Origin of the sequence: Candidatus Endoriftia persephonae, from assembly GCF_023733635.1 — a bacterium.
GTDB lineage: Bacteria > Pseudomonadota > Gammaproteobacteria > Chromatiales > Chromatiaceae > Endoriftia > Endoriftia persephonae.
In genome coordinates, this window is sequence record NZ_CP090569.1 from 2,052,646 (window position 1) to 2,072,071 (window position 19,426).

Genomic DNA, 19,426 nt, shown 5'->3' on the forward strand with positions numbered 1-19,426 from the left:
CTAGCTATATGAACGTTAAGAAAAGGCTAAGGGGATGCTAAGGATTCGTGATAGGCGGGTAGATAAGGCTGGCAGGCAAGCGGAGAGCATCACCGGATTCCCGGACCGATCGGCGATCCCGGCAAACTACCCTCCACCCTCTCGATGCGGCTCAGAACGAGAGCCGGAAGATGGTGCCCAGCCCCTCGTGGCTCTCTATATCGATACTCCAGCCGTAGCGCCGACAGATGCGTTTCACCAGGGAGAGCCCGATACATTCACCGCCGGTCGGACCGGTATAGTAGCGGTCGAATATCCGCTGCATCTGTTGCTCAGAGATGCCAATGCCGGTGTCCTTCACCGATATACCCGCTCCATCCAGAGAGACATGCACCTGCCCCCGATCGGTATAGGCGATGGCATTGCGGATAAGATTGGCGAGTACCACACGCAACATGGGACAGGCGACTGACAGACTCATCTGCGCCTGGATATCCAGTTTTATCTCCAGCGATTTACGATGCAACAGGTGCCGATGCTCCTCCACCACCTGCTGCAGCATCTCGCCTACCGCACAGTCATACTCCGCCACCCTATCGCCCCGTTCTTCCCTGGCCAACAGTAGCAGCACCGTGACCAGTTCAGACATATCGTGAGCAGAGCGGGCGATGCGTTCGACCCGGGAACGCCGGGCTGCATCCATACCGGGATCTTCAAGCAGCACGTCGACCGCGCCTTCAATGACCGCCAGCGGCGTGCGCAGTTCATGGCTGACATCGGCCGTAAACGACTGTTCACGCTCTATGAAGGCGGCCAACCGCTGCAGATAGGCGTCGAACTCACTGGCCAGGGTGCCCACCTCGTCATGCGGAAAATCCCCGGCCAGTGGCGCGCCATGCGCCTCAGGACAGAGCGTGGAGACGCGCGTCGCCAACTCCCTCACAGGAGAGATGACCCGCCTCGCCAGCCAGAAACCGAGCAGCGCCGACGCCAGCGTCATGACCAGCATACCGATACCGAGGAACAGCTCGAACTGGTTCTCCCGATGCCGGATCTGTTCGGCATCGTACAAGACGATGAAATGGCGCTCGTCGTTGAGCCGCACCTCTGCGTAGTACTCCTTGCCCTCCATATGCACCTGATGCAGGCCGGCTGGCAGCTCTCGCAACGCCTCCGGCACGCCCATCGTGCCGGGCAGGAACACATAGGTATGAATCATCGTACTCGCGGGAGGCAGCGCCCTGGGGTCGGCCTCGAAGCGCACCATGTAATCTTCGAGTTCCGCAGAGAGCGTTTCAGCGATCAGCCGCGCCTCCATATCGATGGCGAGTAGATAGAGGGAACCGGCCAGCCCCACACTCACCAGCATACCCAGCAGGGTAAAGGCCAGGGCGACACGATAGCGCAGGCTAGCCCTGAATCTCATCGGGTGCGATCAGTTGGTAGCCGATACTGTGTACCGTACGTAACAAATGTTTGTCGAAAGGCCTATCGATCGCCGCACGCAGCACTGACATATGGGCGCGCAAGGCATCGCTGTCGGGGCGCGTATCCCCCCAGATGCGCCGCTCGATCTCACGCCGTGGGACCACCCGGGGCGACTGCCGCAGCAGCAGGGCCAGGATCTTCAGCGGAATCGGCGGCAGGGAGATCGAGCGGCCGTCCCGCTCCAGCTGCAGAGTGGCAGGATCGAACGCCAAATCGGCCAGCCGCAGCAACTCGCGGGACTGATCACCGCTCACCCGCCGCACCAAGGCCTTCAGGCGGGCATCCAGCTCCTGCATGGCGAAGGGCTTCACCAGGTAATCGTCTGCCCCGCTGCCGAACCCCTCCAGCTTGTCATCCAGGGTATCGCGGGCGGTCAACATCAACACCGGGGTGTCACATCCGGAATCGCGCAAACGCTTACAGACCTCCAGGCCATCCATGTCCGGCAGCGTCAGGTCCAGTATGATGGCGTCGTAGACCTTCTCCTGAACAAAATGCAAACCACCCCTGGCGCTGCCTGCCGCGTCTACCACATAACCCCGTGGCTCAAGAAAATCGTAGAGATTGGCCACCAGGTCCGGATTGTCTTCGATCACCAGAATATACATTTCCCTCCTCGGGCCAGTTAGCCCCCCCCTTGTTCATCCCGCCAACCAGCACAGCACCATTTTGTCTACTTTGAGACATCATTACACTCCCGGAAGATCCGCTTGTCGCAGCCCCTGCAGATCTCCCGATTCAGTTTCTGGTAGATGGCGCGAATGCTGTCCGTCTTGGACTGGAAGATATGGTTCGGATTGATCACATCGAGAGCACCAAAGCGCTCCAGAGCATCCCACAACCCCTGCTTGACGTGAATCATATAAAACTCTCCGCCCATCCCCTTCCGTTTTCGCGCCTCATCGGCCAGCGCCTGGGCGCCGCTGATATCAACGAAGTTGATGCCGTTGGCCACGATCGCCAGATGAGTCTGGGCCGGTGACTGTTCACGAATGCGTTCAAACTCATCCTGCACATGGTTGATCGAACCGAAAAAGAGCGAGCCGTCGATGCGCAGGATCTTCAGCTGAGGGCATTGGGGTAGCCCCGGATCACTAGAGAAGGCATTCTTGTAGAGCATGGGATTGGGGGCCCGGCTGACGATACGGGGGCGGGAGACCCGCTCCAGATAGAGCACCAGCGACAGCAGGATGCCAGCGAAGATTGCCAGCTCCAGCTCTAGGAACAGGGCGCCTAAGAAGGTAACCACCATCACCGCCGTCTCCCGGCGGCTGCCCTTCAGGATATGCCGGATCTCCTTGAAGTCGATTAGACCCCAGGCAACCATGAACAAGATGCCGGCCATAGCCGCATTGGGCAGCCAGTCCGCATAAGGGGCCACCAGCAGTACGATCACTACCAGCAGCAGGCCAGCAAATACCGCAGCCAGGGGTGTCTTCGCGCCCGATTGATAGTTGAGGCCACTACGGTTGAAAGAGCCGGTGGCCACATAGCCCGAGAAGAAGCTGCCCACGATATTAGACAACCCCTGGCCGATAAACTCCTGGTTGCCATCAATACGGTCGCCGCTGCGGGCGGCGATGGAACGGCCGATGGAGACCGCTTCAGTGAGGGCGAAGAGAGTCACCGCCAGCGCAGAGGGGGCCAGATCACGGATCGTCTGAAACGAGAGATCGGGGCTAGAGAGAGGCGGCAGGCTCTGCGGCAGGGCGCCCACCGTCTTGATCGCGGTAACATCGGCGCCGAACAGCTGATTCAACCATGCTGCCGTCAGGCCGCCGGCCAGCATCGCCGCAATCATGTAGGGGAAGCGGGGAAACCAGCGCTTCACCGCCAGCCCTGAGAGCAGGGTGATCACCGCCACCGATAGCACATAGGGATTGATTGAGGGGATCTGCTGCCAGAAGTGATAGAGGATCTCATGCAGATGGCCGCCTCTCGGCATCTCCACCCCAAAGAAATTCTTCAGCTGCTTGGCCGCAATCAGAATCGCCGCGCCGGCAGTGAAGCCGACTATCACCGAATGGGAGATGAAATTGACCAGCGCCCCCATACGAACCAGTCCAAGCACCAACTCGAGCACCCCCACCATAAGGGTCATGGTCAGGGCCAGGGTGACATAATCGGCGCTGCCCGGCTCCGCATAGACACTCAAGGCAGAGAAGAGAACGATAGATGCCGCCGTGGTCGGCCCCGACACCAGGTGGCGCGAGGAACCGAACAGGGCGGCGATAATCGCCGGCACCATCCCTGCATAGAGGCCATACTCCAGCGGCATCCCAGCAATGGATGCAAAAGCCACCCCCTGGGGCAGCACCACCACAGCCCCAGTCAGCGCAGCCAGCAGATCGCTGCGCAACGTCGTGGAATCAACCTGCGGCCACCAGCGCAGGAACGGAAACAGCCTCAGGGCAAGGCCGTGTGCAAAATCTTGTGTCATATAACCTTCTCAACAACTTCACTATTCGTGATACACCACACCTAAAGATGCGGAGCATTCGGACAGTAGTCTACCGTTACATATGTGAATAATTCGTTAAGGAGTCTCTGACACGGAGAGCGTCCAGATGTGACGCCAGCCTTTGTCAAACTCTACCGCGGGATCTTACTGGAGCGCGACATCAGCCTGCCACAAGGGGTAAAGGTTATTTTACAACGCCTCCCGGCATTGCTGGCACGTCATCTGCTAGCAGAACTCAAGGTCACAGGCCAAGCCTACTATAGGGAACAGAGTGAACGTATTTCATTTACGGATTCGTGATCGAGCGCGAGTTCCTTGATCGCCGTCTCTCGGTATACCACCCAATTGTCCGGCATATCATCAACAGTATTGATAGTAACGGTGCTTGCCAGGAGATAGTTAGCAAGCTTTAAGACAGCAATGTGCCCACGCAGGTGCGGATCTTCTATGTGATCACAGCATCTCAAGTGATGTTGGCTAATTGCATAACAGACCGACTCGGGCAGTTCCCAGTGCTTAGCCAACATAAATCCCACAACACAGTGATTGGTTCCGAATTGTTCTTCCTCTGCGGCGATCACTCCGATGGGATCATCCTCCCATTTCTCCATAAACCCCAGATAATTCCCGAATTTCTGCGCCAGCAGCATCATGCCTGCGTCATGAAACAAACCACTAAGGTAGGCGTCCTCCGGTGCGACATCGTCGACCATAGCCGCAATTCCTGAAGCACAGTGTGCAATGATCTGTGAGTCTTCCTCTATCTGTCGATAGTCAGCATTGTTGTTCGCCAAAGCGCGTTTGAAGGCCGAAGCGATAACCAAGTTCTTCAGATTCGTCAGTCCAAGCATCATAGTGGCATGCTCAACTGATTGTATCTCCGCCCTGCGGCGATAAAGAGGGGAGTTGGCTAATTTTAGAACGTTTCCTGCTAGCGCAATATCGCTCGTGATCAGTTCCGCCACCTTATGGGGACTGGTATTTTGCCGTCCAATTTCCTGGTTGACCTTAACCACAACGTCCGGCATGTTCGGGACGCTCATCCCTTTAATCGTTTTATAAGCTTGGCGAAGTTGATTTTTGGACAGCAAAAACTCGTACGACACCAAATGTAGCTCCCTCTAAGTTGATCTAGTCACGTTAGCGGCTATTGATCGGGATAATTTATCTGAAACCGCATGTTAGGGAGCCTCTACCCTGGCAGACCACTCAGAGCGATCAACTGCTCCAGCGCCTCCACATAGCGGCGAAACGCCGCCCGGCCAGTTTCAGTCAGGGCATAGATGGTCTGGCTGCGGGGAGAATCGTCCAGCTTGTGGGGTTGGATGTACTCCGCCGCCACCAGCTTCTTCATGTGCGCCTCCAGATTGCCGTCGGTAAGGCCAAGCGCCTTCTTAATCTCGGTAAAGCTGGCCTCATCACGCCCGGCCAGATAGGCGGCGATGCGGGTGCGCACCGGCTGATGCAGCAGCCGGTCGAGCTGGGCGGGTTGAGACTGTTCGTGGATGCTCATGCAGAGCGCTACTCGCCGATCTCGACCCGCAAAGAGGTGTCGATTCTCGGCCCTGTCTCCTTGTCGATGAGTGCCTGGATAGTCAGTCTGGGGACGCGGAAATTATACGATATCTCCCTCCACTCACCACCGCCAATCCGGTAGTGCCCCTCGGGCACCCCGTCTCTCATCAGGATCTCCAGCGGCTGGCTCAAGCGCAGCGGAATCGGCTCCAACTCACTGCTCTGCAACAGGTTGCCCTCCCAGATCAGATAGAGCGGCACCGGAGAGCCAACCGGCAGGCTAACAATCTGCTCGCCTCTGACCTGATCAACCGCAAAATCGGCCAGCCGGATAGGCTCAGCCTGGGGATCGAAGGAGCCCCGGGTCATCTGATAACCCGCTTCCGCCATCAGACACACCAGCAGCCCCCACCCCACCAGGGCCGATAGAGCCATCAGACGCCGCATCTGCGGCTGATAGCGCAGGATTAGCCCCAGTAGTGGCAGCCCGACCCCGAACAGCGCCGCTGCGAGCCACTGGGTGAGCTGATAGTCGACCCGCAGCGCCAGCAGCAACACACTCGCCAACATCATCGAGGCCCCATACCACTCCAGCGGCTGTTCAGAGAAGAGCCCGTGGATCACCAGCGCCAGGCCAACCAGGAAGATCCAGGCGGCGAAGATCATGTAGCCACCGCCGTAGAACAGGGTGGCCACGGACATCAGCACCCCCAGCCCCATCAGAATCCACCACACCTTGGTGAGCTGGCGCTGCACGAAGGATAAGGTCCGATCCTGCCGCCAGCGCAGCCTGCGGGTGAAACGATAGTCGAACAGCCCCGCCGTGGTCAGCACACCTCCCACCAGCAGAAATACCGCCAGCGCCTGGGACCACTGCTCCGGGAAACGCGCATCGGTGATCAGCAGATCGGTAAAGATGGCAAGAAAGCCACCGGCGCCCCCCAGATCAACAGCGTATGGGGGTCCATACGCACACTCTGCTGGCCCCTCGAGATCATGCTGTAGATCGCATCCAACTGCTCGGGATGGCTCTGTTTCTCCATCACTGATACCTCCAATCTGATTCTTGCTCTGTGTTTCAGAGTGTATTACTCTGAAACACAGAGCACAACTTCGAATGGACTCTGCCAGCGTTGATCAGACCGATCGACACCACTCAAATCAGGAGATGACAGATGAAACAGATGGTACTGAGCACAATGCTATTGGCACTGGGAATCAGCGGCTGTGCTTCAATGGCACCGCCCAGCAGCGCCGAGATGGCGAAACTGCCCGTTGTAGAGATCGGCAGCGGCACGCCCGACAGCCCTGACTATGTGCTGCACATCCCTGCCGGCCAAACCTTTCCGGTAGAGCTGGTGATCGACGGCTCAATGCTGCAACAGAAGGCTGGCGCTAACACCCAAGTCAGCCTGCAGCGAGAACTCTATCTCTATAAACAGTGGCTCAGCTACGACGGCAAGAGCTGGCAACCGACCCATGAGCAGGTCGATTTCACCCTTTCTGCCGGTCTGAATGGCGAGGGCGGTAAGGTGGTAGTGAAGGCAAACGACAGATAGCTAGCCAGCCAAGTAGGTTGGGATGAGCAGTCGCGAATCCCAACATACGCGCCCCCTACCGGGTCCGCGGTGCCGGATCGCTGAGAATCAACTCCGGCTGGGAAAACGGTGCCAAACGCTCGATGAAGTCGATCACCTCCATCACCGGCGAACCGCGGAAGAAGCCGGTGGTGGGGCGGTCCATCCAGATCCGGTCGGAATAGAGGCGGATATCGTGGGGCGTGTCGCCAAAGCCGTCATCATCCTGGTCGAAGCCTTCATAACCTTCCCAGTGATTGCCCCGCCAGTCGTTAAAACGAGCGCTGATCGGGGCGCTCACCGCCACCGAGGTGAGGTTGTTTTCAAAGTAGTTGTCGTGGATCAGATGCCCCCCCTTCTCGCCATAGAAGTACATCGCCACCGTGTTGTAGGTGAAGTGGTTGTTGCGCAGGTAGAGGATGTTCTCTGGATCGGTGGGGGAGTTGGCGGTGAGGCCGACCGCGTTGTGCAGGATCTGGTTGCGGGCGATCACCACCTGGGAACTCTCCTTGATGGCGAGGGCCGAGCTGCCGGTGTTGCGGATCTGCTCGATGCGGTTCTCTTCGATCTTCAGGCGATCCGAGTAGATCGCGACGATGCCGGTATCGTTACCAATGATCTGGTTGGCCCGCACCTCGTTGTCCGGAGAGAAGATAAACTCCATGCTGATTCGGCTGTCGCGCAGGGTGTTGCCGATGATCCGGTTGGCCGGCGAGTTGGTCAGCACCAGATCGCGCACCTGGCTGAACTGATTGCTCTCGATCAGGTTATCACGGCTGTACCAGAGCCGCAGCCCCTCACCACGCAGGCTTGGCTCACGGGGGAGCGAGGCGATGCGATTCTCGCGGATGGTGTTGTGGTTGCCCTGCTGCACAACGATGCCAAACAGCACCTCATCGATCCGGTTCTGCTCGATCCGCACATGGTTCGCCTTCAGCAACAGGCCGGCGTCCATAGCATCGTGGGAATCACCTGAGTTGATCAGGTGCAGACCACGAATGGTGGTATTGTCCGCCTGCACACTCAGCACCGTGCCCTGCCCGTCACCATCGATAGTGACCTGGCCCTGGCCATCCAGGGTGATCGGCTTGTTGATCACGATCGGACCAGGATAGGTGCCAGCTGGCGGGCGCAGGGTGCCGCCGGGGGCGGTTAGATCGATGAACAGCTGCAGTGGCGGCAGGCAGTGGCCGGGGCCAGCGATCAGCAGGCCGGCCAACAAACAGAAGGTGGAGAGGGTCGGGCGTGTCATGGATAAGCTGCATCCAGTATTACTGCTGTCTCTCAACCGCGGAGACCATCCGATACTACCGCGAAACGCCTGGCTTGGCAGCTGGCTTGGCCAGCAACACAGTGATGGATTTCGCGCGCTCAACCCATCTACATTTGAAACCAAAGTCTCTGTTTTATGTTGCCGGATTAATATTAATACCGGCTCGGCTGCGGCCAGTCGATATGCCGATAGTCACGGCAGCGCCAACCATGCAGGGTGCGCACCACGCCACCTCCAGCGGTGACGGCCGGTACACTCCCAACCGACTTGCACTCGGCAAACGCCTGCAGCAGTGCAGGCGCCAGGCCCGCATAATCTGTGACATAGAGGGCGCTTCGCCCCTGCTCCCGCTCCAACCCAGGCCAGAGATGGTACTGGGTAAACCGCCCACCGCCAGATGGCAGCGGATAGACCGGCAGCCGTTGCGGCCAGTAGAAGGCCAGTTCACTGGCCAGGTGGTAGTGGGAGGCGATCAGGAAATCGACTGGCCCCGCCTGCGCTGCCAGGGTCGCTATCGACTCCCGCCAGGCCTGGGTCTTCTTCAGATAGCTCTTGTGCAGCGGCAGACCAAACAGCTGCGGAAAGGGGACCAGGATCGAGACTAGCATGCCGGCCAGCAGCCCCGCGACCATAAAGCGTCGGTGGCGCTCAAACCACTCCCCCGCATAGCCCGCAAACAGCACGATCACACCGATGTGGATCGGCGCAGGCCAGTTGAGCTGCACCTTGCCGCCGAATGACTTCCAGAGGAAAAACACCATCAGCATCAACGTCAGGCTGCGCACCAGCCAGGCCTCGGGCTGTTGCGGCCGACGCACCAGAGTGGCAATCATCACCAGCCCCAGCAGGGGTGAGAGTGCCAGCGGCTGGCCCAGCAGCACCTCAAAAAAGTTGCCAATGCCCCCGCCCGCCATATGGCCCTGCTCGTGGCGGAACATCACCCAGTCGTGCTGGCTGTTCCAGATCAGCACCGGCGAGACGATGGCCAGCGCCAGCAGCGCACCAAGCCAAGGGTGGGGCTTGAGAAACTGCTGTCGCCACTCGGCTCGCGTCAGCATCAACAACGCGATGAGGGTCGGCAGCAGCGCGATACTGAACTTGGCCAGGGCGCCGATGCCGACCGCAATCCCCATTTCGTACCAGGCGTGGCTCTGCCCCCGCTGCAAGGCGCGCACCGCCGCCCATAGGGCCCAGGTCCAGAAGGGGAAGAGCAGGCTGTCGGTAGTCATCACGCTGCCGAGCATGAAGAAGAGCGGCGAGCTGAGTCCGAGCAGCACCGCCCACCAGCCCGCCGCACGACTCTGCCAGAGATCCCGTGCAAAATGGAACAACAGCACCAGCAACAGGCCGTGGCTGAGCCAGGCCATCTGCCGCACCTGCCAGTCGCCCTGCCCGAACAGTTCGCTTGGCAGTGCGATCGCCAGGGCGATCAGCGGACCCTTCGAGTAGTAGCTCCAATCGAGATGTTGCGACCACTCCCAGTAGTGAGCCTCATCGAAGTTCAGTTCGATGTTGGCAGCCCAGATCAGCAGCGCGTGCAGCGGCACCAGCGCCACCACCAGGAGTAGCAGCCACCAGCGATCGTGTCGCTCAATCGTCATCTTTTGGCTTATCCGCCAGCCCGCCCCCGCTGTCACGGCGCACCGTATAGGAGCGGGTATCGCCAGTGGCGAAGTAGGTGCGGGAGTTGAGTTCACTGAGCACGCCGGTGGTCATCAGTTGCACCGCCACCAGGATGAATAGGATGCCAATCAGCAGCAACGGCCGGGTGCCGATATCTTCCCCAAAACCGATCTTGAGCACGCCGAGATAGCCCAGGATCAACCCGCCCAGACCACCGAAAAACATGCTGATACGGCCAAAGAAGTGGCCAGGTCGGCTGAGGAAGCGCAGAAAGAAGTAGACCGAGATCAGGTCAATGATCACCCGGAAAGTGCGCCCCAACCCATACTTAGATTCGCCATGAATGCGCGCCCGGTGGTTGACTACCTCCTCGGTGATGCGCGACGAGGAGGTGTACATCGACATCCAAGCCGGAATGAAGCGGTGCATGTCGCCAAACAGCCGCACTCCCTTGATCACCGAGGCACGATAGACCTTGAGGCTGCAGCCGTAGTCGTGCAGGGTCACATCGGTAATACGACCGATCAGCCGGTTGGCGATGCGCGACGGGATCTTACGAATCAGATCATCCTTGCGCTTCTGCCGCCAGCCCTGGATCAGATCGAGATCCTCCGCCACCAACCGCTCCACCAGCCGCGGGATATCCGCCGGATCGTTCTGCAAATCGCCATCGAGAGTGGCTATCACCTCTCCCCTGGCGGCATCGAAACCCGCCTGCATCGCCGCGGTCTGGCCAAAGTTACGTTGCAGGCTGATGACTCGCACATGGCCCCCGGAGCTAATCGCCTCCTGACGCAACGCCTCGCCGGTGCCATCGCTACTGCCGTCGTCCACCAGCACCAGCTCCCACTCCCCGCAGTAGTGCTCCAGTGCCTTGTGCACGTCGTTGAAAAACGGCGCCACATTTTCGATCTCGTTATACATCGGCACCACAACGGAGAGGCGTGGTGCCCGACTGGCATCGCCCTGCTTTTCTTTTTCATTCATCACAATGTCATCACAGTCAAAATCAATCGGAACCACGACAGCGAATGCGGTCGTAGAGGCAGGCGGCGGCGAGGCCCCAGAGAGTACCAATCGCCGCGCCCATCACCACCTGGCTGGGAAAATGCTTCGCCAAATAGATACGCGACAACGCCACCAGAATTGCGCTCACTAACAGAAACAGACGCCACCCCTTCCAGGCGGGTCGGGTGACAAAGAGAAATGCCGTCGCCGCAAAGGAGTTAAGGGCGTGGTTCGATGGCATCCCCTTCAGGCTCGCTCCGCACTGCCCCCCCTCGATCAACCGCAGCGGCTCGAAAAACGAGAAACAGGGGCGCGCCTGGGCAAACAGATCCTTCAGCTGCGCCCCCAGGGCATCCCCCAGGGCAACCATGAGGATCAACGCCAGCCACCAGCGCAAGCCTGCTGAGAGCTCTCGGCTGACCGCCGTCCACAACAACAACAGCAACAGTGGAAAAGAGAAGCTGTATTTATCTGAAACCCAGCTCAGCAGCCAGTCGAGAAAGGGGCTGGCCCAACCCTGGTTGATCCAGATAATCAGCGACTGATCAGGTGACATGCTCCCTCCCCAACAGCAGCGCCAGCGCCCCAGAGAGCAGCGACAGCCCAAGCAGAAACAGGTGCAAGTTGATCGCCGCGCTGAGGGCCTGCTCTGCCCCGGTGCCGGTGGGCACCAGCACCGCCATCACCCCCGCCTCGAAGGTACCGGCAGCGGCAACCCCCTGCATCGGCAGCACGCTGCTCAGATCGCCGGCGATGGCCCCCAGCCAGGCGGCACCTGCAGATGTCTCAGCCAGACTGAAGAGAATCCAGGCGAAGGCCCCCAGCTTGATGCTCCAGTTGAGCAGGGTGAAGAGGATGTTGATCAGCGCCTGTCGGCGCGCCTGCGGAAAGCCGTTGCGCAGCGCCTGTAGCCGCTCCGACCAACGCTCCGGCAGCCGCCGCGCCGACCAGGTGATCAACCGGGGCACCAGCCAGGGAGCAAGCAACGCCATCAGCGGTGCGATCAGCAAAGCCGGGGCGAAGGCAGTGTCGAGCCACAACAGCAGCGCCGCCACACCAATCAGGCTGAGAGTGAGCAGATCGAGAAAACGGAACCAGAGCAGCGCACCCACCGTCTCGGCCCGACGCACGCCGAAGTAGCGTTTCATCAGCAGCGGCAGGGAGAGCTCGCCAGCACGCATCGGCAGCAGATTGTTGAACAGATTGTGCAGCAGCACCATGCGCAGGCTCAGTGCGAAACGCCCGCCGGTTGCGCTCAGGAAGTGGAGATGGATGCGCAGGGTACGCATCAGGTAGCTGATCACCACCAAGCCGGCCGCCAGCAGGATTTGGATCGGGCTGAGCGCACGCCAGGCAGCGAGAATTCGTGCCCAACCGACCCAGTACTCCACCGCCGCCAGCAAGACCGCAAATAGCACTCCCCACAGCAGCATGCTGCGGCCGCGGCCAGACTCCGGCTGCATGCGGGTTGCTGCGTTTGTGCTCTGCCCTGTCATTCGTCAATCGGCCCCCGCTGCGCCTTCAACGCGCGGCGCGGCGCGCACCCCGATCAACAACGCGGCGAGCAGGCAGATCAAGGCAATCGCCTGCTGGAAGGCGAGCGCCATAGGGTAACCAGTATGGTCGATCAGCAGCAGTGCAAGGGCGCACAGCAGCAGGAAAACGGTAAGCCGACTGCGACCAGGCTCCTGTTCGCCCCAGCGCCAGCGCTCGGCGAGGCGAGTAGCCAGGATAGCGGCGATCCATCCCAGACTGGCGCCAGCCAGGATATCCACCGGCCAGTGCACCCCAACCACGCTGCGTGACAGCCCCACCAGAGTCGCCAGGGCAATCAGTGCAACCACCCGTAGCGGGTGCTTTAACCACGCCAGGCTCAGCACGCCGGCCAGGGCGAAGATGGTCGCACTGTGACCCGACGGAAAGGAGTGGCTGTGGTACGCAGGACCGATTGTCAGCAGCTCCGACGCTGACAGCAACGCCGGTGGCCGCGGTGCGTCCAGCATCGGCTTCAGCAGATGCACCAGCAGTGCGCCGATCAGCCCCGCCAGGATCGCGACCCAGGCCAGGCGTGGGTTGCGCTGCTGTAGCGGCAGCAGCAACGCCAGCCCCACTAGGCCATCCCCGAGGATGGTGATCGAGGTCCAGAGCACCGGGTCGCCCTGTCCCAGCCGGTTCAGCAGCAGCAACAGTTCGCGATTGAGCGGGCCCTGCCACACTAGCAGCGCCGCGCCGGCGCTCAGTAGAGGCAGCATCCAGACCAGTGGGTGGCGCAGCTTGAGTCGACTCATGGGGGATCTCCGGATCGATTTTCACCAGGACGATGCCACCCTCATCAAACAGCAGAGTGTGGGGAGGCAGATCGGCACGATGGTGGCGCTTTGTCAGTACCAGGTCGCCTGCCCTGGGCTCCCGGGTGGGCGTGACCGCCTCCCGATAGACGCTGAAGCTGGGCAGTTTAGCGCGCCACATGATCACTTCGCCCGGCAGGCCTCGGGCCAGCTCCGCGGCACGTTTCACCGGCCCCTGCTGGATCTGACCAAATACCGGCAGGAACACCCCGGAGAGGGCAAACACCGCCAGCAGGCCGGTGGCGAGCAGGCTCAACTCGCCTAAACGGCGGCGAAACAACATCAACCCGATCGCCGCAACCAACGCCAGACCGATCCCGCCATAGTAGGCACTGGTGAAGTGCCGCTCAGGCTCGGCCAGGGCCGCCTGAGCGTAGGGGTCTTTGATCTGTGGCAGCGCCATATCCAGCAGGCCCGGCAGCGCCAGCAACAGACCCAACAGCAGCAGCAGTGGCAGAAAAGCCGCCGTGCCGAGGCGCTTGCCGCTCAGCCAGACCCCGCCAAGCAGAAACAGCGGCGTAAGCCCGTAGATCAAGTAGTGGGGCAGCTTGGTCGCGGAAAAGGAAAAGAAGAGGAAGACAAAGCCAAACCAGATCAACAGAAATCGCGGCAGTGGCTCACTCCACCTCTTAACCGCCATCCCCAACCCGCCAGCGATCGGCAGGGTAAACGGCAGGGTGGCGAGTAGCAGCACCGGCAGATAGAACCAGAACCCGCCTTGGTGCCCCTCCATCGCATCGCTGAAACGGCCACTGTTGTGGGTGAAGAAGAAGCCCTCGAAAAAGCCCATGCCGTTTTGCAGATACTGCACCAAATACCAGGGGGCCGCCACCAACAGGAACAATCCCCAGGCACGCCAGTCGATCAGCATCGCACCGAGCTGACGCAGCCGGCCGCTCGACAGGCTGAATAGCAGCGCCACCGCACCGGGGATCAATAGCGAGACCGGTCCCTTGGCAAGAAACCCCAACCCTGCAGCAAGCGCAGCAAGACGCAGATAGCGATGCTGTTCGCTCTCAAAAAATCGGTAGAGATTGAGCATCGAGAGGGTCAGACAGAGGTTGAGCAGCGCATCGGCAGTGGCCGCCTTGCCAATCAGCGTAACGCCGATGGAGCCAGCCAGCAGAATGCCGGCAGCAAGACCTGCGCCTTGACCGAAATAGCGACGGCCAAACAGCACCAGCGCCAACGACCAGAGGCTGGCAGCCAGCGCCGAGGGGAGACGAAAGGCAAACTCATTCAGGCCGAACAGGGAGACACTGGCCGCCTGCAGCCAGTAGATCAGGATCGGCTTGTCGTAGCGTGGCACCCCGTTGAGGTAGGTGGAGAGGAAATCCCCCCGCTCGAACATCTCGCGGGTCGCCTCGCTGAAGGCCCCCTCGTCGAGATCGAACAGCGGCACCGCATGCAGGTTGAGAAAAAAGCCGACCAGCAGAGTCAGCAGCCAAAGCAGCAATAGCCGGGCGTCACGATCAGCGCTGAAATCTTGTGTCATGGGCGGCTATCTGGGGACACGCACCACGTTGGCCACGCGGGCAGTCTGTCTGGCTCTTGAAAAGAGCCGAATTCTCTCACACAGCCGTGTGACTGGAAAGTGGCCAGACCTCAGCCTGTAGGCCTTTAACGACGATGCGCTGCGTCCATGCCGGCACCAGAGGAGAACCCCGCCGCATCCACCCTGCCCTTGCGACAGCTTTTGCCGTTGGAAACTGGCGCAGCCTGGATCAGCTCAGCCAGAGATCCTGCCGAAGGATCCCCCCGCAGCGCGATCCTCAGCTCAGTGATCATCCCCTTGCGGCACTTCATCACCACCCGCCTGCCGCTGCCCGCCCCAAACGCCCGGTCAAACGCCTGCCGCAACTGATCCAACGAGAGCCGATCACCAATCTTTTCACGAAACAGCCGCCCGACCAGGGATCGGTTGATCGCCTTCAGCAGCGCCATGGAATCCTTGAAATAGCGTTCCGCCGTGCCGTAGCAGCTGCCATGTTTAATCCACTCATGACGATGCAGAAAGGAGGCGCTCCCCGGCATCACCCGTTCAAGTGTTTCGCGGGTCGCCGTGCTGAGCTGCAGCCTCGGCAACCCCTGCCAACGCCCCCGCTTGTCACGCTTACGCAGTTTTTTGCTGACACCACAGTAGACCTTGCTCTTAGGCTGCGGCCAGAGTCCGTGCAGAGAGAGATGGGAGGCGTCATAGCGGCCAACCTGTTGGCTGCGACACTCCTGTTTATTTCGATGCGTCTCACAAAAAGCCGGCTGCCAGCTCAGGGCCAGCAGGTAGTCGGCATCTGCTGCGTGGGCCCGCCCTGGCTGATCAGCACCGGCCGCCGGAGAGACGGCGATCAGCAACAGCGATAGTAAAAGAGGCCAGAGAGGATATCTACGCATGGAAAACAGGACGATGGTGATGGGCGTGGGTTCAGAATCATCCAAGATACAGGAGCGCCGCTGGCAGCGCGAACGATTGACTCGACACCGGGATACACCACCTTGTAGGCCCAGCTTTAGGCGGGGATGTCCGACTCAAGTTCGTTGTTCGCGCCGCCATCGGCACTCCCACACATGAATCCAGGGGCTTGCCGTTTGCGTAGTATCCTGGAGCCATCCCGCTAACTGAGGAACGACAGCATGATCCTGCGGAGTCTGATTTTTGCCCTTCTGTTGCTGACGGGCAGTGTCTTTGCCGCGCCCAGCGCGGAGCTTTGGCCAGTCTGGCAGGCGCATGATGAGTCGAATCAGCAGGCGCTGGACCACCAGCCCTGGGATGAGCTGCTGGGACGTTATCTGCAGATCAATGAGGGGGGGATCAACCGCTTCGATTACCGGGCGGTGACAGCAGCAGACCGGGCACAGCTCAAGGGCTATCTGCAGGGCTTGCAGCAGGTCACGGTGTCCAAACTGAGCCGGGCTGCGCAGCGCGCCTACTGGATCAATCTCTACAACGCCACCACGGTGACGGTGGTGCTGGAGCACTATCCGGTGGAGAGCATTCTCAATATCGACATCTCTCCCGGTCTTTTTAGCAACGGCCCTTGGGGTAAGAAGTTGCTCAAGATTGAGGGGCAGGAGGTCTCACTGGACGACATTGAGCACCGCATCCTGCGCCCGATCTGGCGCGATCCACGGCTCCACTATGCGCTCAACTGCGCCTCGCTGGGCTGCCCCAACCTACAGCCAGTAGCGTTTACCAGGGAGAGCAGTAAACGCCTGCTCGATGCGGCCGCGCTGGCCTTTATCAACCACCCGCGAGGCGCCGAGGTAGTCGATGGCAAGCTGGTCGTCTCCAGCATCTATGACTGGTTTGAGGCGGATTTTGGCGACAGCGACGCAGGGGTGATCAAACACCTGCGCCGCTACGCGCAGCCCCCGCTAAAGGAGGCGTTGAGGGGCGTTGAAGAGGTCGACGACCATCAGTATGAGTGGGGGGTCAACGCGATGCGTTAGTTCTGATCACGGGAGAGGCCCGTCTTTTCCATGCAGCTCTCCATCTCGGAGGCGCTATTGCTTCTCTCAAGGCAGCCTTTGGTGGCCTTGCCCTGTTCGACCGACTGTGTGATGTCCGTCAGCATCTGTGCCTTGGTCTCAGCATTCCATTCGATCTTGGAGGCGTCAAACTCCTCTTTCGGCGGCCGCTTTTGATGCGGGGCACCCTGCGGCGCGAGGTTCTGCATCATCTTCTGCTGCAGGTCACGCATGATGGTGGTGCACTCAATGAAATCATCCTTGCTCTCTGCCGCCTGCAGACAGTTGCGGGTACGCTCCATGGCGGGCACCGACTGCTCCAGCATTGGCAACATACGTGACTTTGCCATCTTAAAGATCTGATCCATCTGGGCCTGGTGGTCCGACGGCGCAGCCAGGGCCACAACTGGCAGGAACAGCAACGATGCAACGAGTTTCATGGGGGTCTCCATAGGTTTTTTAGATTCTTCCGTCTCCGCAGGGAGAGCACAGACACTACCGCAACTAACCACTTGCGTACCAGCGAAAGAGGCCTGTTCTTGAGAAATCCCAGATTGCGGACCAGAATAATCTGCATGAGAACCCTGCTTCTGCTCGCTCTTCTGAGCCTATCCTTGCAAGCTCACGCCTTTTTCTGTCTCGCCTTCAAGGCCGCTGGCAACAACCGGGCATCCATATTTGAGCGGCTGCACATCCCCCCACCACCCCTGCTGCCACCGCCTCCGCAGCTCGTCATGCCGGTCTGGGCAAATAGCCCTGCAGCCACCACTGCTCCATCCGAAAAAATTGAGCCAGAGCTGATCAACGGTTATCGTTTCCGGCCCCTGCCGGGAAACCGCACCCGCAGACAGGCTGTAATCCCCCTCTACAACCATTAAACTCTCCCGCTTTCACAGCTTTTCAGGAGTCTCCCAGTGGCAGAGAAGAGAGTCGATGTCGCCATCATCGGGTCCGGTACCGCCGGTCTCAACGCAACCAGCAAGGTCGGCCCCGCCGGCAAAAGTTTCGTCCTGATCAACGGTGGCGAACCAGGCACCACCTGCGCTCGGGTCGGCTGCATGCCGTCCAAGGCGCTGATCCAGGTGGCAGAGGACTACCACCGCCGCACCCATCTGGGGCGCTACGGAGTGGACGGCCACGAGGAGTTGAAGATCGACCTGCCGGAGGCGATGGAGCATGTGCAAGACATGCGCGACACCTTTGTCGACCGGGTGCTCTCCAACAGCACCGACAACATGGGCGAGCGGTTCATCGAGGCCTATGCCCGATTCGTCGATCCCCACACCCTGGAACTGGACAATGGCGACCGGGTGGTAGCCGACAAGATCGTCATCGCCACCGGTTCGCGCCCGGTGGTACCCGAGGCCTGGCAGGCCTTCGGCGATAAGGTGATCACCACTGACAGCTTCTTCGAGCAGGAGGACCTGCCGGAATCGCTAGCGGTGGTCGGACTCGGCGTGATCGGCCTGGAGCTGGGCCAGTCGCTGGCGCGTCTGGATGTGAAAGTGACCGGCTTCGACGCGGCTGAGAGCATCGGCGGCGCCACCGATCCCGAGGTGGTGAAGACGGCCCTGGAGATCATGCAGCGCAGCTTCGACATCCACCTGGGCCAACCTGTGGAGATCAGCGAGGAGGGGGACAAGCTGCGGGTCAGCGCCGGCGACAATGCTGTCGTCGTCGACACAGTGCTCTGCGCCATCGGCCGTACCCCCAACCTGCAGGGGCTGGCGCTGGAGAACAGCGGCCTGGAATTGGACGAGCGCGGCATCCCGCTGTTCAACCGCAACACCATGCAGTGCGGCGACTCCCACATCTTCATCGCTGGCGACCTCAACGGTGAGCGGCCAATCCTCCACGAGGCAGGAGACGAGGGCAAGATTGCCGGCTTTAACGCCGCCAGCGATTCGGTGCAGGGCTTCAAGCGCAAGCTGCCGCTGGCGATCAACTTCTGTGACCCCAACATCTGTCTGGCGGGCGCCCGTTACGACGAGCTGGATCTGGCGACTACCGCCATCGGCGAGGTCAAGCTGGCGCCGGTGGGCCGCGCCATGATCATGGGGCAGAATCGGGGAGTGATCCGGGTCTATGCCGACAAGGCAAGCGGGAAGATGCTGGGTAGCGAGATGATCTCGGTACGTGGCGAAAACCTGGCGCACCTGCTCAACTGGGCCATCACCCAAGGACTCACTGTGGGGGATCTGATCCGCATGCCCTTCTATCACCCGGTGATCGAGGAGGCGCTGCAGGCGGCGCTGAACAACCTATACGCCCAGGTAGAGGCGAAGAATGAGGGCGCTATCAAGGAGCTCTATCCGCTCTAAAAAGAAAACGGCCGGGGGAGTCCCCCGGCCGTTCAGTGCCATCAGCGCTTAGATATCGCCGCTATCGCTGCAGCTCCAACCCCAGCCTTCGAGCTTCTGACTGAAGGCCTCGGCCTTCACCTCGCAATAGCCGCCTTCGGCCTGGGCACTCCAGAGCACCTGCATCTCGCCCGGCACCTCGCTGTCTTTATAGTAGCGTACCTCACAGGGCGGATACCCCTTCTCCTCCAAGTAGTGCACTTCCACACGCCGCTCCAGCCCCTGATTCTGGCAATTGTAGGTGTAGTCGGCATAGACACTGCCACTAAGGCAAGCTGTCAGCAGACCAAAAGCTGAAATATGACGCGAAAAAGCTTGAATACGCATAA

General features: G+C 60.2%; 19 protein-coding genes and 1 pseudogene. 3 read left to right on the forward strand and 17 right to left on the reverse strand.

Going from position 1 to position 19,426, the window contains the following annotated elements:
- Positions 1-151: 151 nt before the first annotated feature.
- The 7 genes from L0Y14_RS09195 to L0Y14_RS09225 all read right to left on the reverse strand — a co-directional run bounded on the left by L0Y14_RS09195 (position 152) and on the right by L0Y14_RS09225 (position 6,486).
- Positions 152-1,405: a sensor histidine kinase gene (locus L0Y14_RS09195; protein WP_040818629.1), complete on the reverse strand. Its 1,254-nt coding sequence runs from the start codon at positions 1,403-1,405 to the stop codon at positions 152-154.
- Positions 1,389-2,075 (reverse strand): response regulator transcription factor, encoded by a 687-nt coding sequence (locus tag L0Y14_RS09200; protein WP_005958750.1) that lies wholly within the window; start codon positions 2,073-2,075, stop codon positions 1,389-1,391. The genes L0Y14_RS09195 and L0Y14_RS09200 overlap by 17 nt, the downstream gene beginning before the upstream one ends.
- A 65-nt stretch (positions 2,076-2,140) precedes the next feature.
- Positions 2,141-3,907, reverse strand: a complete 1,767-nt coding sequence (locus L0Y14_RS09205; protein WP_005958751.1) for a SulP family inorganic anion transporter — start codon at positions 3,905-3,907, stop codon at positions 2,141-2,143.
- Between the two features lie 278 nt (positions 3,908-4,185).
- Entirely contained in the window at positions 4,186-5,034 is an 849-nt protein-coding gene (locus L0Y14_RS09210) for an HDOD domain-containing protein (RefSeq protein ID WP_138921704.1), read from the reverse strand.
- Between the two features lie 86 nt (positions 5,035-5,120).
- Positions 5,121-5,441, reverse strand: coding sequence for a winged helix-turn-helix domain-containing protein (locus tag L0Y14_RS09215; RefSeq protein ID WP_005958754.1), 321 nt, complete (start codon positions 5,439-5,441; stop codon positions 5,121-5,123).
- Between the two features lie 8 nt (positions 5,442-5,449).
- Positions 5,450-6,277, reverse strand: coding sequence for a hypothetical protein (locus tag L0Y14_RS09220; protein ID WP_138921703.1), 828 nt, complete (start codon positions 6,275-6,277; stop codon positions 5,450-5,452).
- 65 nt (positions 6,278-6,342) lie between these two features.
- Positions 6,343-6,486: a hypothetical protein gene (locus L0Y14_RS09225; RefSeq protein WP_006473724.1), complete on the reverse strand. Its 144-nt coding sequence runs from the start codon at positions 6,484-6,486 to the stop codon at positions 6,343-6,345.
- Positions 6,487-6,618: 132 nt separating this feature from the next.
- Here L0Y14_RS09225 and L0Y14_RS09230 point away from each other — a divergent pair, with 132 nt between their 5' ends.
- Entirely contained in the window at positions 6,619-7,002 is a 384-nt protein-coding gene (locus L0Y14_RS09230; RefSeq protein ID WP_040818626.1) for a hypothetical protein, read from the forward strand.
- Positions 7,003-7,057: 55 nt separating this feature from the next.
- Here the strand turns inward: L0Y14_RS09230 and L0Y14_RS09235 are convergent, their stop codons facing one another.
- From L0Y14_RS09235 to L0Y14_RS09270, 8 genes and pseudogenes are all read right to left on the reverse strand, one after another.
- Entirely contained in the window at positions 7,058-8,272 is a 1,215-nt protein-coding gene (locus tag L0Y14_RS09235) for a right-handed parallel beta-helix repeat-containing protein (RefSeq protein ID WP_006473721.1), read from the reverse strand.
- A gap of 173 nt (positions 8,273-8,445) precedes the next feature.
- A complete protein-coding gene (locus tag L0Y14_RS09240; RefSeq protein WP_006473720.1) occupies positions 8,446-9,894 on the reverse strand; it encodes an ArnT family glycosyltransferase in 1,449 nt (482 codons plus the stop codon).
- Positions 9,884-10,903 (reverse strand): glycosyltransferase family 2 protein, encoded by a 1,020-nt coding sequence (locus tag L0Y14_RS09245; protein ID WP_006473719.1) that lies wholly within the window; start codon positions 10,901-10,903, stop codon positions 9,884-9,886. The genes L0Y14_RS09240 and L0Y14_RS09245 overlap by 11 nt, the downstream gene beginning before the upstream one ends.
- A 22-nt stretch (positions 10,904-10,925) precedes the next feature.
- Positions 10,926-11,480 carry a phosphatase PAP2 family protein gene (locus L0Y14_RS09250; protein ID WP_006473718.1) on the reverse strand — a complete coding sequence of 185 codons (555 nt, stop codon included), beginning with the start codon at positions 11,478-11,480 and terminating at the stop codon, positions 10,926-10,928.
- The gene (locus tag L0Y14_RS09255; protein ID WP_006473717.1) at positions 11,470-12,387 is read right to left on the reverse strand and encodes a lysylphosphatidylglycerol synthase transmembrane domain-containing protein; all 918 of its coding nucleotides are present in this window, start codon (positions 12,385-12,387) and stop codon (positions 11,470-11,472) included. Before L0Y14_RS09255 ends, L0Y14_RS09250 begins: the two co-directional genes overlap by 11 nt.
- A 36-nt stretch (positions 12,388-12,423) precedes the next feature.
- The gene (locus tag L0Y14_RS16690) at positions 12,424-13,212 is read right to left on the reverse strand and encodes a phosphatase PAP2 family protein (RefSeq protein WP_420887022.1); all 789 of its coding nucleotides are present in this window, start codon (positions 13,210-13,212) and stop codon (positions 12,424-12,426) included.
- A gap of 937 nt (positions 13,213-14,149) precedes the next feature.
- A pseudogene (locus L0Y14_RS16695) lies at positions 14,150-14,767 on the reverse strand (ArnT family glycosyltransferase); the annotation flags it as partial.
- A gap of 125 nt (positions 14,768-14,892) precedes the next feature.
- Positions 14,893-15,663: a ribonuclease T2 family protein gene (locus tag L0Y14_RS09270; protein ID WP_251859172.1), complete on the reverse strand. Its 771-nt coding sequence runs from the start codon at positions 15,661-15,663 to the stop codon at positions 14,893-14,895.
- Between the two features lie 240 nt (positions 15,664-15,903).
- On the opposite strand from L0Y14_RS09270, the gene L0Y14_RS09275 reads away from it, so the two are divergent.
- Positions 15,904-16,719, forward strand: coding sequence for a DUF547 domain-containing protein (locus L0Y14_RS09275; protein ID WP_006473714.1), 816 nt, complete (start codon positions 15,904-15,906; stop codon positions 16,717-16,719).
- Here the strand turns inward: L0Y14_RS09275 and L0Y14_RS09280 are convergent.
- Positions 16,716-17,177 (reverse strand): hypothetical protein, encoded by a 462-nt coding sequence (locus L0Y14_RS09280; protein ID WP_006473713.1) that lies wholly within the window; start codon positions 17,175-17,177, stop codon positions 16,716-16,718. The two genes, L0Y14_RS09275 and L0Y14_RS09280, sit on opposite strands and share 4 nt — an antisense overlap.
- 474 nt (positions 17,178-17,651) lie before the next feature.
- Between L0Y14_RS09280 and L0Y14_RS09285 the strand changes: the two genes are divergently transcribed.
- Entirely contained in the window at positions 17,652-19,058 is a 1,407-nt protein-coding gene (locus L0Y14_RS09285) for a dihydrolipoyl dehydrogenase (protein WP_006473711.1), read from the forward strand.
- 48 nt (positions 19,059-19,106) lie between these two features.
- Here L0Y14_RS09285 and L0Y14_RS09290 read toward each other — a convergent pair whose 3' ends face one another.
- The gene (locus L0Y14_RS09290) at positions 19,107-19,424 is read right to left on the reverse strand and encodes a hypothetical protein (RefSeq protein ID WP_006473710.1); all 318 of its coding nucleotides are present in this window, start codon (positions 19,422-19,424) and stop codon (positions 19,107-19,109) included.
- Between the last annotated feature and the right edge of the window lie 2 nt (positions 19,425-19,426).

Excerpts from the sequence above, each read along its gene's own strand:
- L0Y14_RS09250 (WP_006473718.1), bottom strand. The coding sequence starts at position 11,480 with ATGTCACCTGATCAGTCGCTGATTATCTGGATCAACCAGGGTTGGGCC.
- L0Y14_RS09215 (WP_005958754.1), bottom strand. The coding sequence starts at position 5,441 with ATGAGCATCCACGAACAGTCTCAACCCGCCCAGCTCGACCGGCTGCTG.
- L0Y14_RS09290 (WP_006473710.1), bottom strand. The coding sequence starts at position 19,424 with ATGCGTATTCAAGCTTTTTCGCGTCATATTTCAGCTTTTGGTCTGCTG.
- L0Y14_RS09245 (WP_006473719.1), bottom strand. The coding sequence starts at position 10,903 with ATGAATGAAAAAGAAAAGCAGGGCGATGCCAGTCGGGCACCACGCCTC.
- L0Y14_RS09240 (WP_006473720.1), bottom strand. The coding sequence starts at position 9,894 with ATGACGATTGAGCGACACGATCGCTGGTGGCTGCTACTCCTGGTGGTG.
- L0Y14_RS09280 (WP_006473713.1), bottom strand. The coding sequence starts at position 17,177 with ATGAAACTCGTTGCATCGTTGCTGTTCCTGCCAGTTGTGGCCCTGGCT.
- L0Y14_RS09230 (WP_040818626.1), top strand. The coding sequence starts at position 6,619 with ATGAAACAGATGGTACTGAGCACAATGCTATTGGCACTGGGAATCAGC.
- L0Y14_RS09235 (WP_006473721.1), bottom strand. The coding sequence starts at position 8,272 with ATGACACGCCCGACCCTCTCCACCTTCTGTTTGTTGGCCGGCCTGCTG.
- L0Y14_RS16690 (WP_420887022.1), bottom strand. The coding sequence starts at position 13,212 with ATGAGTCGACTCAAGCTGCGCCACCCACTGGTCTGGATGCTGCCTCTA.
- L0Y14_RS09200 (WP_005958750.1), bottom strand. The coding sequence starts at position 2,075 with ATGTATATTCTGGTGATCGAAGACAATCCGGACCTGGTGGCCAATCTC.
- L0Y14_RS09205 (WP_005958751.1), bottom strand. The coding sequence starts at position 3,907 with ATGACACAAGATTTTGCACACGGCCTTGCCCTGAGGCTGTTTCCGTTC.
- L0Y14_RS09275 (WP_006473714.1), top strand. The coding sequence starts at position 15,904 with ATGATCCTGCGGAGTCTGATTTTTGCCCTTCTGTTGCTGACGGGCAGT.
- L0Y14_RS09255 (WP_006473717.1), bottom strand. The coding sequence starts at position 12,387 with ATGCAGCCGGAGTCTGGCCGCGGCCGCAGCATGCTGCTGTGGGGAGTG.
- L0Y14_RS09270 (WP_251859172.1), bottom strand. The coding sequence starts at position 15,663 with ATGCGTAGATATCCTCTCTGGCCTCTTTTACTATCGCTGTTGCTGATC.
- L0Y14_RS09225 (WP_006473724.1), bottom strand. The coding sequence starts at position 6,486 with ATGGAGAAACAGAGCCATCCCGAGCAGTTGGATGCGATCTACAGCATG.
- L0Y14_RS09195 (WP_040818629.1), bottom strand. The coding sequence starts at position 1,405 with ATGAGATTCAGGGCTAGCCTGCGCTATCGTGTCGCCCTGGCCTTTACC.